Here is a 14,843-nt window from a genome sequence, read left to right as displayed (position 1 = left end):
GGGAAGATGCCTCTTATCGCCAAGGTCGCGACCACTGCGTCGAAGACCGCCGCGGCGCTCTCCAGGGCTGCTGGACGCGGCGACGGCTCGGTCATCGGCGGGTGGATCGGCCTCAAGATCGACCCCGACCTGCTGGCCCACCTCTCGTCCGGCCGGGCTGTGGCGCTCGTCTCCGGGACGAACGGCAAGACCACCACGACGCGGCTCACCGCGGCGGCGGTCGGCGTGCTCGGCCGGGTCGCCACGAACTCCTTCGGCGCGAACATGCCGACCGGCCACACCTCCGCACTGGCGAAAGAGGGTCACACCCCGTTCGCCGTGCTGGAGGTCGACGAGCACTATCTGGCCCAGGTCATCGAGTCCACCCGCCCCAAGGTGGTGGCCCTGCTCAACCTCTCCCGCGACCAGCTGGACCGGGCGAAGGAGGTGGCGATGATGGCGCAGCTGTGGAAGACCGCGCTGGCCAGCCACCCCCACATCAAGGTCGTGGCGAACTCGGACGACCCGATGGTCGTCTGGGCCGCCAGCGGCAGCCCGCAGGTGACCTGGTTCAGCGCCGGCCAGCGCTGGCTCGACGACTCGTTCGTCTGCCCGGAGAGCGGCCACCCGATCGAGCGGGCCAACGGCGACTGGTGGTGCACCGGCTGCCCGCTGCGCCGGCCCCGCGCGCACTGGTCGGTCGAGGACGAGGGCGTGATCGACCCGCGCGGTGACTGGCACATGGTGAAACTGCAGCTCCCGGGCAAGGTGAACATCGGCAACGCGGCCACCGCGCTCGCCGTCGCCGCCGAGTTCGGGGTGCGCCCCATCGAGGCTCTCCCCCGGCTCTCCCGGGTGGCCTCGATCGCCGGGCGGTACGCGCAGGTCGACCGGGACGGCCGCAACATCCGGCTGCTCCTCGCCAAGAACCCGGCCAGCTGGCTGGAGGCGTTCGACATGGCGGAACAGGCGCCGACACTGCTCTCCATCAACGCCCGTGACCCCGACGGTTTCGACACCTCGTGGCTCTACGACGTCGACTTCTCGCCCCTGCGCAACCGCCCGGTGCTGATCACCGGTGACCGTGCGTACGACCTGGCCGTCCGGCTCCAGGTGAACCAGGTGCCGTTCCGGCACGTACAGAGATTCGACGAGGCCCTGGCCGCGGTGCCCCCCGGCCGCCTCGAAGTGATCGCCAATTACACGGCGTTCCAGGACATCCGAGCGGAGTTGGACCGTGTCAACTGAGAGCCTCCGGATCGTGTGGATCTACCCCGATCTGCTGTCGACCTACGGCGACCGGGGCAACCTGCTGATCCTGGCCCACCGGGCAGCCGCGCGGGGCATCCCGGTGGAGACCTACGAGGTCCGCTCCGACCAGCAGATGCCGACCTCGGCCGACATCTATCTGATCGGTGGCGGCGAGGACGGCCCGCAGGCACTCGCCGCGCAGCGCCTGCTCACCGACGGCGGCGTGCACCGGGCCGTCAACCAGGGCGCCGCCGTCCTGGCGATCTGTGCCGGTTATCAACTGTTCGGGCACTCTTTCTTCGCAAAAGGGGCGAAGTGCTCGGGTCTCGGTCTGCTCGACATAACCTCGGACCGGGGTGTCACCCGGGCGGTCGGAGAGCTGCGCGGTGACATCGACACGCGCCTCGGGCTGCCCCCGCTGACCGGCTTCGAGAACCACGGCGGGCGCACCCACCTCGGTGCGCACGCGGCCCCGCTCGCCCGGGTCACCGCCGGCGTCGGCAACGACGGCCAGACCGAGGGCGCGTGGGCCGGCAAGATCCTCGGGACGTATTCGCACGGCCCGGCGCTGGCTCGCAACCCAGCTATAGCCGATCTGCTACTGCGCTGGTCAACGGGCGCGGATAGGCTTGCGCCCCTGGACGACACGTGGGCCGACCGGCTACGCCAGGAGCGACTGGAAGCTGCAAGCGCCGTTTGATTTTTCACGGAATCGACGACAGTTGGGGCGGTAGGCCTGCATGACCGACATCCTGATCGCCCCGCGGGGCGCCGTTCAGACCTCCGCGGACCCTCAGGACGCCTCTCCGATCGCTTGGAAGCGTCGTCTCATCCGGTTCGGCACGCTCGGCGGCGTGGTGGGCGCGCTCGCGATCGCGGCCGCCACGCTCCCGCTGCGGGAGATCGGGGCCGGCGTCGAGACCCTCGGCGCGGCCGCCCCCGCCGCCGTCGCCGTGATCGGCGGCCTGCTCCTGTCGGTGCTGGTCCCGCGCACCGCGATCACCCTGCTCTGCGGCCTCCTGCTGGGTGCCGCCACCGGCGCCCTCGCCGCCCTGGCCGCCGCCATCATCGCGGCGACGGCCACCTACTACGCGGGCCGCTGGGCCGGCCGCGGCGCCCTGAAGGCCCGCGCCGGCAGCAAGCTCGACCGCCTGGACGGCTGGCTCAACCGCCGAGGCCTCTCCGCCGTCCTGCTGGTCCGTTTCCTCCCCCTCGCCCCGTTCGGCCTGGTCGGCTACGCCTACGGCACCACCAGCGTCTGCCGCAAGCGCTACCTCCTCGGCACCACGATCGCCGCCATCCCGTCCACGGTCACCTACGCGGTGATCGGCGCCGCGGTGGCCGCCCCCGGCGAGATGAACGTGGCGACGCTGGCCCCCGCAGCCATCGGCTTCGCCATCTCCACAGCGATCGTCCTCCGCTGGCGCTACACCTCCCGCCGCGCCGCTGTCCCCGCCTGACCTCCGCGTCCGCCTGGTCCTCCCCACCTGCGCTCCGCGTCTTCCGCACGGCCCGGCCCCGGTCACCCACCGGTCGGCCGGGCCGAGAATCCTTTCCCCGGTTACGCGCCGCACCTCTCCTAACCGCAGCAGAACCGTCCCCCAGCTGACGCCACCTGACGGCCCCTCCCGCCGGCGCATCCCACCGCCGGCCCCGGCGTCCCGTCACCCCAGGCGACCCGTCACCCCAGAGGTCGCTCACCGGACAGCCAGCACCGCGAATAACCAGCTGGTCCAGCCGGCGCTCAGTATTCACAAATCGGGCACCCGACAGCACCGAGAACCAGCCGGGCCCGGTGATGCGGGGCCCACGGCGTCAGCGGGTTTCCGCCGTGCGCCAGCGCCACCCCGGATGCCCGGTCCTCGGGTGACGATCACGGCGCTCGACCGCCCAGGAGCACACACGGATCGGGATCAGGGCTCGACACCGCGCGATGCAGAAGTCTCCCGGTCGCCATGCCCGAGAGCCTGAGCGCATCCATCGACCCGGGTCCATCCGCCGGAACGGGAACGACCCGCCGTGCCGGAGCACGACGGGCCGTTCTCGCACAGCGGCTGTCAGACGACGACGGAGACCAGGCGGCCCTTCACCACGATGACCTTCTTGGGCTCGCGACCGGCCAGCGCCTCTGCCACGGCCTCCAGCGCCGCCGCCCGCACCTCGGCCTCGCCGGTCTCCGGTGACACCTCGACCCGGCCGCGCACCTTGCCGTTGACCTGCACCGGATAGGTGATCGAGTCGGCGACCAGCTGGGCCGGGTCGGCGACCGGGAAGTCGGCGTAGGCCAGCGTCCCGGTGTGGCCCAGCTTGCCCCACAGCTCCTCGGCCATGTGCGGCGCGAACGGCGACAGCATCAGCACCAGCGGCTCGACCGCCTCACGGGACACGGTCGGCAGCGGGGTCAGCGTGTTCGTCAGCTCGATCAGCTTGGCGATCGCGGTGTTGAACCGCAGCTCGGCCATGTCCTCCCGGACACCGGCGATGACCTTGTGCAGGACCTTGCGGGTCTTCGGGTCCAGCGGCTCGTCGGTGACCCGCGTCGCGCCGGTCTCCTCGTCGACGACCAGACGCCAGGCGCGCTGCAGGAAGCGTTGCGACCCGACGACGGCCCGGGTCTCCCACGGGCGGGAGACGTCCAGCGGACCCATCGCCATCTCGTAGACGCGGAACGTGTCGGCCCCGTACTGATCGCACATCTCGTCGGGGGTGACGACGTTCTTCAGTGACTTGCCCATCTTGCCGTAGGAGCGGGTCACCTCCTGGTCGCCGTGGAAGTACTTGCCGTCGCGCTCGACGACCTCCTCGGCGGGCACGTAGAAGCCACGGTCGTCCTGGAACGCGTACGCCTGGATGTAGCCCTGGTTGAACAGCTTCCGGAACGGCTCGAACGACGAGACGTGACCCAGGTCGAACAGCACCTTGTGCCAGAAACGGGCGTACAGCAGGTGCAGCACGGCGTGCTCGACGCCGCCGACGTACAGGTCGACGCCACCACAATCGCCGTCCTGACGAGGGCCCATCCAGTAGGCCTCGTTAGCCGGGTCGACCAGCTTGGTGTCGTTGTGCGGGTCCAGGTAGCGCAGCTCGTACCAGCAGGAACCGGCCCACTGCGGCATGGTGTTGGTCTCGCGGGTGTACATCTTCGGGCCGTCGCCCAGGTCCAGCTCGACCTGCACCCAGTCCTTCTTGCGGGACAGCGGGGTCTCCGGCTCGGTGTCCGCGTCGTCCGGGTCGAAGGTGCGCGGCGAGAAGTCGTCGACGTCCGGCAGCTCGACCGGCAGCATCGACTCGGGCAGCGCGATCGGCAGGCCGCTCTCGTCGTAGACGATCGGGAACGGCTCGCCCCAGTACCGCTGCCGGCTGAACAGCCAGTCCCGCAGCCGGTAGGTGGTCGCGCCCCGGCCCTTGCCGTTCTCCTCCAGCCAGGCGATCATCGCGGCCTTGGCCTCGGTGACGCCCTGACCGTTCAGCCAGTCGCTGTTGATCGCCGGTCCGTCACCGGTGAAAGCGCCCTCAAAACCTTCAGGAGCCTCCACGGTACGGATGATCGGCAGCTCGAAGACCTCCGCGAAGGCCCAGTCCCGCTCGTCCTGTCCGGGCACCGCCATGATCGCTCCGGTGCCGTACCCGGCCAGCACGTAGTCGGCGATGAAGACAGGTACGCGTACCCCGTTGACCGGGTTCTCGGCGAAGGCGCCGGTGAAGACGCCGGTCTTCACCTTGCCGTCGGCGGTCCGCTCCTCCTCGGTCTTCGCGGCGGCCGCGGCCTGGTACGCCGCGATCGCCTCGGCCGGGGTGGCGTGACCACCGGTCCACTTGGCGTTGGTGCCGGCCGGCCACTGCGCGGGCGTGATCACCGGGACCAGCTCGTGCTCGGGCGCCAGCACCATGTAGGTCGCGCCGAACAGGGTGTCCGGACGGGTGGTGAAGACGGTGATCGTCTCGGACCCGACCGGGAAGTCGACGTGGGCGCCACGGGACCGGCCGATCCAGTTGCGCTGCATCAGCTTGACCGGCTCCGGCCAGTCCAGCGTGTCCAGGTCGTCGACCAGCCGGTCACCGTACGCGGTGATCCGCATCATCCACTGCTTCAGGCTGCGCTTGAAGACCGGGAAGTTGCCGCGCTCGCTGCGGCCGTCCGGCGTGACCTCCTCGTTGGCCAGCACGGTCCCCAGGCCGGGGCACCAGTTGACCGGCGCCTCGCTCATGTAGGCCAGGCGGTGGGCGTCGATCCGCTTGCGGCGCTCGGCCGGGGACAGCTGCGCCCACTCCGGGTCGGTGGTCTCGAACCGCTCGATCAGCTCGCTGATCGGCCGCGCCTTCCTCAGCTCCGGGTCGAACCAGGAGTTGAAGACCTGCAGGAAGATCCACTGGGTCCAGCGGTAGTACTCCGGGTCGGTCGTCGAGAACGAGCGCCGCTCGTCGTAGGCCAGGCCCAGACGACGCAGCTGCGCCTTGTACCGCTCGACGTTCGCGGCGGTGGTGACCGCCGGGTGGGTGCCGGTCTGCACCGCGTACTGCTCGGCGGGCAGGCCGAACGCGTCGAAGCCCATCGGGTGCAGCACGTTGTAACCGGCCATCCGCTGGAAGCGGGTGTAGGAGTCGGTGCCGATGTAGCCCAGGGGGTGCCCGACGTGCAGGCCCGCGCCCGACGGGTACGGGAACATGTCCTGCACGTGCAGCTTGGGGGCGCCGGCCCGGGGGTGCGTGGGGTCGGCCAGCTCGCCGACCGGGTTGGGTGCCTGGAACGTCCCGTTCTCGGCCCAGTAGGCCTGCCAGCGCAGCTCGATCTCACCGGCCAGCGCGGCGGTGTAACGGAACGGCGGGGTCTCGGTCTCGCTCATCTTCACCATCTCGTCTTTTCAGCAGCTCTTCGAAGAATCAGGGGAGCTGAAGGGCATAAAAAAGCCCCTCACGCAGGAGGGGGCGCCGTGCCTGGTCCGTCTTAACGGATCAGCACGGCCGGCTAAGGAGCAGAACGGACCGAGCCATGGCATGCATGATACCCGCCGACCGTCACGCACGGCGACCGGTATGCCGGACGGGTGATATGGCCGGTGCTGTCCACAGGCGACCGTTTCCCTATCTCGAATTGGTCTCGATCAGGCCTTTCGGCGATGTGTACGGACAGAGATAACCTGTGGGGACGGGCGGCGAGCGCCGGAGGCCCACGGCCGCTGGGCGCCCGCAACCTTCGATGCCCTTGACCGTGGGTGATATCCACCGCAGGGGTAAAAACAACTTGGAGGAGGCCCGTGACAACGCCGACCTGGGGCGAGCCAGCCGGCCCGCTGACGAGCGCTGAGTTCGCCACCGCGACGCACGCCATCATGGCCAACATCGAGCAGGTCATCGAGGGCAAGAGCGCCACGGTGCGGCTGGCGCTGGCGGTGCTGCTCGCCGAGGGACACCTGCTGATCGAGGACGTGCCGGGTGTCGGCAAGACCAAGCTCGCCAAGGCCCTCGCCCGCTCCATCGACTGTTCGGTACGCCGGATCCAGTTCACGCCCGACCTGCTGCCCAGCGACGTCACCGGCGTCAGCGTCTACAACCAGGAGACGCGTGACTTCGAGTTCAAGCCGGGCGCGGTCTTCGCGAACCTGGTGGTCGGCGACGAGATCAACCGGGCCTCGCCGAAAACGCAGTCCGCTCTGCTCGAGTGCATGGAGGAGCGGCAGGTCACCGTCGACGGCACGACGTACGAGCTGCAGGCGCCGTTCATGGTGATCGCAACGCAGAACCCGATCGAGATGGAGGGCACCTACCCTCTTCCCGAGGCGCAGCGGGACCGGTTCACCGCCCGGATCGCGATGGGCTACCCCGACCCCCGGGCCGAGCTCGCGATGCTCGGCGGGCACGGCGACCACGACCCGCTGAACGACCTGCGGGCCGTCGCGGACGCCGCGCTGGTCCGCCGGCTGATCGCCACGGCGCGTGACGTGCACGCCGCCGAGGCCGTCCAGCAGTACGCGATCGCCCTGGTCACGGCGACCCGGGAGGCACCGGAGATCCGTCTCGGCGCCTCGCCGCGGTCCACCCTGCAGCTGCTGCGCACCGCGAAGGCGGTCGCCGCCCTGGAGGGCCGTGACTACGTCCTCCCGGACGACCTGCAGGCGCTCGCCGTGCCGGTGCTCGCGCACCGGATCATCCCGACTGCGGACGCGCAGCTCAACCGGCGCACCACCGACACCATCGTGTCGGAGATCGTGCACCGGCTCCCGCTGCCGCACGACCGCGCCCGCAACCCGTACGACACCCGTGACGGGCGTACGTCGACGTCGTACGAGTCCCGGGGGCGGTGACGATGCGGGAGGCGCTGCGGGGGCTCACCACGCGCGGCCGCTCGTTCCTGGCCGCGGCCCTCGCGGCCGCGGTCTCGGCGCTGATCCTCGGCGAACGCGACCTCCTGCGGGTCGCTGTGCTGCTGGCGGCGCTGCCGATGCTCGCCGCGTGGTACGTCGGTCGCAGCCGGTACAAACTGGCGTGCACCCGCTCGCTGGACCCGGTCCGCACCCCGGTCGGCTCCAGCGCGCGGGTCATCCTGCGACTGCAGAACCTGTCCCGGCTGCCCACCGGCACGATGCTGCTGGAGGACCGCCTGCCGTACGCGCTGGGCAGCCGCCCGCGGGTCGTGCTGGAGCGGCTCGGCGCGCAGCAGGCCAGCTCGGTGGCGTACACGGTGCGTGCCGACGTGCGCGGGCGTTACCCGATCGGCCCGCTGATGATCCGCCTGACCGACCCGTTCGGCCTGTGCGAGCTGAACCGCTCGTTCCCCTCGGTCGACAAGCTCATCGTGATCCCGCAGGTCACCCAGCTCCCCCGGGTGCGCCTCGCCGGTGAGTACGCGGGCACCGGCGAGAGCCGGGCCCGGTCGGTGGCGGTGCACGGCGAGGACGACGCGGCCACCCGGGAATACCGGCGCGGCGACGACCTCCGGCGGGTCCACTGGCGTTCCACCGCCCGTACCGGTGAATTGATGGTCCGCCGCGAGGAGCAACCCTGGGAGAGCCGGGCCACGGTGGTCCTGGACACCCGGTTGCAGGCGCACCGCGGCGAGGGACCGACCGCCAGCTTCGAATGGGCGGTGTCGGCGGCCGCCAGCATCGCCATGCACCTGCGCCAGTCCGGCTACAAGCTGCGCCTGGTCACCGGCACCGGCGTCGACCTGGACGCCTCCGAGGCCGGCGGGGAAGGACTGATCCTGGACACCCTGGCCGACGTCAAGCTCAGCCCGAACGGCGACGTCTCGGTGCTTGTCGAGCAGGTCCGGCGGCGCTCCGACGGCGGTCTCGTGATCGGCCTGTTCGGCGCGCTCACGGTGGCCGAGGCGGAGGTGCTCACCGGCCTGCGCGGCAACGGCGCCACCTGCGTCGGGTTCGCCATCGACAGCTCCACCTGGGTGCCGATGACCAACGGGGACCGGCAGGAGTCCGACCGCGAGCACGCGGCGGCCTCGCTGGCGCTGGTCCGCAGCGGCTGGAAATCGGTGCCGGTGACACACGGCGACACCCTGCCCGCGCTCTGGCCCGCCGTGGCCCGGGGCTCGCAGGGCTTCGCGTACCGCGCGGCGATGGCGGAGACCGTGAGCGGGGTGAGCCGATGACCGGGCGGCGTCGACTCGGGCTGATCGCGGCGTGCGCGACGCTTCTCGCGGCCGCGCCGCTGTCGGCCATCTTCGAAACCTGGGCGTGGCTGTTCCAGAGCCTGCTGGCGGTCATCCTGATCGCCGGGGCCGCGGTCGCCGCCCGTACCCTCCGGTTCCCGACCTGGGCACAGACCGTGAGCATGGTCGTCGCGCTGGCGCTCGCGCTCACCTGGATCTTCCCCAGCGGCAAAGAGATCCTGATCCCCCAGCCGGCCACGTTCACCCACTTCGCCGACCTGATCCGGCAGGCCGGGGAGGACACCCGGTCGTACGGCGTGCCCGTCCCCGACCGGGACGGTCTGCAGTTCGTGGCGGTCCTCGGCATCGGCGCCGTCGCGATCGTGGTGGATCTGCTCACCGCCGTGTTCCGCCGGCCGGCCCTCGCCGGGCTGCCGATGCTCGCGATCTACTCGATCCCGGTCGCGGTCTACCTGGACAGCGTGCCGGTGTTCCCGTTCATCATCGGCGCGATCGGCTACCTGTGGCTGCTCGTCGCCGACAACGTCGACCGGGTCCGCCGGTTCGGCCGCCGTTTCACCGGCGACGGCCGTGACGTCGACGTCTGGGAGCCGTCACCGCTCGCCTCGGCCGGTCGCCGGCTCGGCGTGGTCGGCGTGCTCGTCGCGGTGCTGCTGCCGCTCGCCGTCCCGACCGTCTCCGGCGGCCTGCTCACCCGGCTCACCCAGACCGGCAGCGGGATCGGCTCCGGGCCCGGCGGCACCGGGAACGGGCGGATCAACCTGTTCGCGGCGCTCAGCGGCCAGCTCAACCAGAACACCACCGTCAACATCGTCAAGGTGCGGACGAACGAGAAGGAGCCGTTCTACCTGCGCTTCGCCGTGGCCGACGTGCTGAACGCCGACGGTGTCGGCAACACCGCGCCGCGCGGCGACTCGCTGAGCGAGGGCCTGCCCAACCCGGCGACACTGGGCTCGTCCGAGCGGGCGACCTACACCGAGTACCAAGCCCAGATCGAGGTCAGCGACGCCCTGCGGCAGAGCATGCTGCCGGTCTACACCTATCCGACGGGTGTGGACGGCATCAAGGGCAACTGGTCGTACGACGACGGCCAGCAGGTGATCTACTCCGGGCGCAGCACGACGGGCAACCAGAAGTACACGATCAACTACCTGCGCCCGCGGTACACCGCCGCGCAGCTGCGGACCGCGCTGCCGCTGCCCGAGAACAACCCGCTCTACCAGCAGTACACGGCGGCGCCGGAAGACCCGGTCGTGCAGAAGAAGGTCGACGATCTGATCGACGGCGAGGACACCGACTACGACAAGGTGCGGGCCATCTACGACTCGTTCTCGTCGGAGAACGGCTTCCGGTACCAGCTGTCCACGCAGAACCCCGCGAACGCCTCCGAGATCGCGGCCTTCCTGACGAACAAGGTCGGTTACTGCCAGCAGTACGCGGCGGCGATGACGTGGATGGTCCGGGCGGCCGGCATCCCGGCCCGGGTGGCGTTCGGCTTCACCCGCGGGACGGCGCTGGACGACAACACGTACCAGATCACCAACCGGAACGTGCACGCCTGGACCGAGGTCTACCTGGACGGTTTCGGGTGGGTGCCGTTCGACGCGACGCCCGCGGCCAACGTGCAGGGTTCCGCGCGCTCCTCGTGGGCGCCCGACGTGGAACGCCCCGAGCCCGAGGTGTCCGCCTCCACCGGCGCCGCCGCGCCCGGGACCGAATCGTCCGCCGCACCGGGCCGCGCCGAGCGTCCCGAGGTGGCGAACGACGGCGCCACCTCCGCGATCGACGAGGGCGTCGTGCCGGACGACGGCTCGTGGACGCCGCTGTTCGTGGCGGCCGGCATCGCCCTGCTGTTCGCGCTCCTGCTGGTCCCGGCGTTCCTGCGGGTCCTGCTCCGCCGCCGGCGCCACGCCGCGACGGCGGGCGGCCCGGCGCCGGTGGTGACCGCCGCATCCGGCGGCATCTCCGACATCACGGTCACCACCGAGTCCACCCGCGCCCGCCAGGACGCCCACGCCGCCTGGGACGAACTCCTCGACACGATGATCGACTTCCAGGTCCCGGTGGATCCGACCGAGACGCCACGGGTCACCACCCAGCGCCTCGTCAAGGACACCCTGCTCTCCGGGGATTCGGCTACGGCGGCCGGTCTGCTGGGCCGCGCCGAGGAACGCGCCCGCTACGCCCGGCAGCCGCTGCAGGGCGCGGAACTCTCCGCGGCGCTGCGCCAGGTCCGTGCCGGGCTGGCCTCCACAGCCACATTCCGTACGAAGGCACGCGCGTCCCTGCTGCCCCCGTCGGTGCTGCTCAGCTGGCGTCTGGGCATCACCGACAAGTCAGCGAGGGCAGCCGAGGCGATGGCCCGCTTGCGCGATTCAGCAAGCCGTTTCAGCCCGAGACGCTTGTTGTCCCGAGCCCGCTGACAGCAGTTGGGGGTGGGAGGCCGTCCCACCCCCAACCCAGTCCCCACACCCTGCCCCACCACCACCGCGCCGCCGCACCTCACCACCGCGCCGCCGCACCTCATCACCACCGCGCCGCCGCACCTATCGCCTCACCGCCGCGCCTCACCACAACCGTGCCGCCCCTGCACCATGCCGCGCCGCCCCCGCACCACGCCGCGCCGCCACGCCGCGCCGCCACGCCGCGCCGCCACGCCGCGCCGCCGCGTGATCCGCTCGATCGCACCGCCGCGTGATCCGCTCGATCGCGCTGGCCCTCGCAGATCTAGGCAGACTGCGGTCGCCCGCACAGGCACAACGCGCCAAGATCGCGGTGGGTTGGGAGGACGGATGGGCGGCGGCCGGCGGCAGGCGCGCGGCGGCGGACGGACGGCCAACAGCAGCGCCGGTCAGCCGGCCGGAAGCGACGGCAACCGGCCGGCGCGGCAGCTGGCCGGCACGGCAACCGGCCGACGGAAAACGACGGCAGCCGGCCGGCGGAAAACGACGGCAGCCGGCCCGGGACATGGGGATACGACGAAGGCGGCCGTCACCGGCCGCCGTTCGTCGGGAGCCGGCCTCGTCAGCCGGCTCGGCTGGTCAGCGATGCCCCTCCGGCCGCTGGCGCCACCGGTCCTCGAGACGGTCGATGAGACCGCCCCTGCGACCGCCCTGCCTGGTGCGGCGTGTCGCCGTGCCGCCGACCGATTTCAGGTCGGGGGCCTGGCTGCGGCGTCGCGACTGCATCGCGAAAGCGGCCGAGCCGAGCATGACGACGAAACCGGCCACGCCGAGCCACGTGGTCTGGCTGACCGTTCCGTAGACGACGAGGGCGAGACCAAGGACGATCACGAACGCGGCGATGAGGAGCCGGCGCCGTGCGTGGAAACGCGGGTCGCTGGCCCGCACAGCCGAGGCGAACTTGGGGTCCTCGGCAAGCGACCGCTCGATCTGATCGAACAGCCGCTGCTCGTGCTCCGAGAGCGGCACGGCATTCCTCCCCGGGCGCTGTCCGGCCCCGAATTCCGGAGCCGGCGGTGGTGCAGGTGTGGTGATGCGGGGCAGCCGTCGGCTGCCTTATCACGCAAGTCTACGAGCGGGTTGGCGGGTCGGAAAGCCGGACGACCGCCGAGTGCGGGTGATTTTCCGTGCCCCCAAGATTGGTTCGTCCCAAAAGACCGACTGAGGGGTGTCATCACTCCACCGAGTGGTGTCGATCACCGCGAGTGAACCGGGGAGTGAACCAGCAGCGGGACGGTCATCTCGGCCGCGGTGGCCGACCCGTGGTACGCCACCAATTGTCCCGCCTTGACCGGCTCCCACCCGGAGGCGACAGCCACGGCGCGCCCCTGGCAGAGCACCACGACGTCCCCGATCCGCCCTGCGTGCGCGGGCGGAACCGGCCCGAACCAGCCCTCCCCGATCGCCTCGTCGCGGGTCAGCACCCGGGCGTCGGCGCCGAGCACGCCCCGCCAGTTGTCGATCACGTCGGGGACGGCGCCGTGGGTCGCGTACAGATAGCGCACCCGCGGCTCGCCGGTCACCGCGACCACCCCGTCCCGGAGCGCCGGAATGTCCGCCATGTCGTAACGACCGGCGGACGGCACGTTGAGCTGACCGTGGTCGGCGACGACGAGCAGCGCGGCGGTCGGCGGCAGGCCGTGCACGATCCGGTCCAGGATGCGGTCGACGCCGCGGGCCGCGGCCTGCCAGGTCGGCGAGTCGATGCCGTCCTCGTGGCCGTAGTGGTCGAGGTCCGGGTGGTAGCCGTAGACCAGTCCCGGCGAGCGCCGCAGGGCCGCGAGCATCCCCTCGGCGACGGCGTCACCGTCGTCGGCACCGACGTAGCGGCCGCCCCGGTTGGCGGCGAGGCTCAGCCCGCTGCCCTCGAACGCGGACCTGCTCACCACGGTGACCTCGACCCCGGCCGCCGCGGCGGTCTCCAGCCGGGTCGGCACCGGCTGCCACTCCCGGGGGTCGGGGTCGTCGCCCCAGGCGATGTGGGTGAGGGTGCGGCCGTCCGGTCGCCGGACCGTGAACCCGAGCACGCCGTGCGCGCCGGGCGGCGCCCCGGCGCCGAGCGTGACCAGGCTGACCGGGGTGGTCGACGGGAACCCGGCGGTCAGCGTGCCGGCGTGTCCGCCGCCACCGGCGGCGAGGTCGGCGAGAACCGGCGCGTGCTTGGCGGCCAGCGGCAACTGGTACGCCCCCAGCCCGTCCACGAGCAGCACACCGATCCGGTCAACCCCGTCGAGCCGCGCGCCCAGTCCGAGGACGTCGGCGGCGCCCGGCACCCCGAGCACCCCCGACACGCTGGGCAGCAGGTCGGCGAGGCTGCCCGTGCCGTAGGCCGGCGCGACGATCCGGAGCGCGTCGGCGGGCAGCCCGTCGTCCGGGACGATCATGACCGGCGGGCGAAGAGGTGCAGCTGCGACGCGATGTCCCGGAACGGCGGCCGGGAGCTCAGTTCGAGTTCGAGGTCGAGCACCGCCTGCGGGTCGTCCTCGAGGGCCGTCGCCGGAAGCAGGTCGGCCACCACCCGTACCCCATGGATCTGCTCGACCGTGAGGCCCGCGGCCGTGAGCAACGCGGTGGCCCCGTCCGCGTCGAACCTGCGCAGCAGGGTGTCGCGCGGGCCGGCACGGCCCGCCGGATCGGTGACCAGCGCGGCGGCGGCACGCAGATGACCGTTCACCGCACGGCCCAGGACGGCGGCGGCCCGGCCGGCGACCAGCAGGCTCAGCGCGCCGCCCGGACGCAGCGCGGCCGCGATCGCGGCGGCGACCTCGGCCGGATCGTCGACGATCTCCAGTACCGCGTGGCAGAGGATCAGGTCGGCGCTGCCCGGATCGACGAGCGTGGCGAGCGCGTCGCCGTCGCCCTGCACGGCCCGGATCCGGTCGGCGACGCCCGCGTCGGCGGCCCGGCGGGTCAGCGCGGCGAGCGCGTCGGGGCTCGCGTCGATCACCGTGACGGTGTGCCCGGCCTCGGCGAGCGGCACGGCGAAGCCCCCGGTCCCGCCGCCGACGTCGAGAACGGTCAGCGTCTCTCCGGCGTGCCGGTCGAGCTCCTTGCGGAGGACGGCCCAGACCGCGGCGTTGCGGGCCGTGACGAGCGGACGTCCGGTGCGCGCAGAAGTTTCCACCCCGGCAGCCTAGCGACCGTCAGAACCGGAACAGGACACCCGTTGCACGGTTCATCTCGCAGGTATTGCCGTAGGTGTGCCGCCAGGACACCTGCCGCCCGCGCCAGACGCCGGTGATCTCCGCGGTGACCGGCTGGTAGAGCAGGATGCAGAGCTTGTCGCCGGCCGGTAGGCGGTCCGGGTCGGCATCGATCGTGCGCAGCGTGGCACACGCCTCGGCGGTCTTCGGATGCCCACCGCTGTCCGGGTCGCAGGTGAGTTTGACGGCCGACGCGAACCCGGCGTCCGCCATGTAGGTCAGCGTGAGGTCACCGCCCGGCTTGCCGCCGGCGAGTGCGATGCCGGCCGCGAGAAAAGCGATCAGGGTACGGATCATGGAGCACCTCGGATAAATCCGGTAAAA

11 protein-coding genes are annotated in these 14,843 nt (G+C 71.6%); 6 read left to right on the top strand and 5 right to left on the bottom strand.

Translation table 11 applies throughout. From position 1 onward, the window contains the following. Positions 1–6 precede the first annotated feature (6 nt). Genes AMIS_RS07620 through AMIS_RS07610 form a run of 3 tightly spaced genes read left to right on the top strand, consistent with a single transcriptional unit; the run spans position 7 to position 2,690 of the window. On the top strand, positions 7–1,227 hold the full coding sequence (locus tag AMIS_RS07620; RefSeq protein ID WP_014441630.1) for a MurT ligase domain-containing protein: 1,221 nt from the start codon (positions 7–9) through the stop codon (positions 1,225–1,227). Further along, the gene (locus tag AMIS_RS07615) at positions 1,217–1,930 is read left to right on the top strand and encodes a type 1 glutamine amidotransferase (protein WP_014441629.1); all 714 of its coding nucleotides are present in this window, start codon (positions 1,217–1,219) and stop codon (positions 1,928–1,930) included. Before AMIS_RS07620 ends, AMIS_RS07615 begins: the two co-directional genes overlap by 11 nt. A gap of 40 nt (positions 1,931–1,970) precedes the next feature. Beyond that, a complete protein-coding gene (locus AMIS_RS07610) occupies positions 1,971–2,690 on the top strand; it encodes a TVP38/TMEM64 family protein (protein WP_014441628.1) in 720 nt (239 codons plus the stop codon). Positions 2,691–3,287: 597 nt separating this feature from the next. Here AMIS_RS07610 and leuS read toward each other — a convergent pair. Further along, positions 3,288–6,083: a leucine--tRNA ligase gene (gene leuS, locus AMIS_RS07605; protein ID WP_014441627.1), complete on the bottom strand. Its 2,796-nt coding sequence runs from the start codon at positions 6,081–6,083 to the stop codon at positions 3,288–3,290. A 402-nt stretch (positions 6,084–6,485) separates the two neighbouring features. Between leuS and AMIS_RS07600 the strand changes: the two genes are divergently transcribed. Genes AMIS_RS07600 through AMIS_RS07590 form a run of 3 tightly spaced genes read left to right on the top strand, consistent with a single transcriptional unit; the run spans position 6,486 to position 11,277 of the window. Then, positions 6,486–7,532, top strand: coding sequence for an AAA family ATPase (locus tag AMIS_RS07600; RefSeq protein ID WP_014441626.1), 1,047 nt, complete (start codon positions 6,486–6,488; stop codon positions 7,530–7,532). A gap of 2 nt (positions 7,533–7,534) precedes the next feature. Continuing rightward, on the top strand, positions 7,535–8,833 hold the full coding sequence (locus AMIS_RS07595; RefSeq protein ID WP_041829608.1) for a DUF58 domain-containing protein: 1,299 nt from the start codon (positions 7,535–7,537) through the stop codon (positions 8,831–8,833). After that, a complete protein-coding gene (locus AMIS_RS07590) occupies positions 8,830–11,277 on the top strand; it encodes a transglutaminase TgpA family protein (RefSeq protein WP_014441624.1) in 2,448 nt (815 codons plus the stop codon). The genes AMIS_RS07595 and AMIS_RS07590 overlap by 4 nt, the downstream gene beginning before the upstream one ends. Before the next feature lie 618 nt (positions 11,278–11,895). Here AMIS_RS07590 and AMIS_RS07585 read toward each other — a convergent pair. The 4 genes from AMIS_RS07585 to AMIS_RS07570 form a co-directional block, all read right to left on the bottom strand. After that, positions 11,896–12,285, bottom strand: coding sequence for a DUF3040 domain-containing protein (locus AMIS_RS07585; protein ID WP_014441623.1), 390 nt, complete (start codon positions 12,283–12,285; stop codon positions 11,896–11,898). A 227-nt stretch (positions 12,286–12,512) separates the two neighbouring features. Continuing rightward, a complete protein-coding gene (locus AMIS_RS07580) occupies positions 12,513–13,700 on the bottom strand; it encodes an alkaline phosphatase family protein (protein WP_014441622.1) in 1,188 nt (395 codons plus the stop codon). Next, the gene (locus AMIS_RS07575; RefSeq protein ID WP_014441621.1) at positions 13,697–14,440 is read right to left on the bottom strand and encodes a methyltransferase domain-containing protein; all 744 of its coding nucleotides are present in this window, start codon (positions 14,438–14,440) and stop codon (positions 13,697–13,699) included. Before AMIS_RS07575 ends, AMIS_RS07580 begins: the two co-directional genes overlap by 4 nt. Before the next feature lie 19 nt (positions 14,441–14,459). After that, positions 14,460–14,816, bottom strand: a complete 357-nt coding sequence (locus AMIS_RS07570; protein ID WP_014441620.1) for an SSI family serine proteinase inhibitor — start codon at positions 14,814–14,816, stop codon at positions 14,460–14,462. Positions 14,817–14,843 lie beyond the last annotated feature (27 nt).

The organism is Actinoplanes missouriensis 431, from assembly GCF_000284295.1.
In the GTDB taxonomy this organism is placed as follows: Bacteria; Actinomycetota; Actinomycetes; order Mycobacteriales; family Micromonosporaceae; genus Actinoplanes; species Actinoplanes missouriensis.
This window is presented reverse-complemented; position numbering and strand designations above follow the sequence as displayed.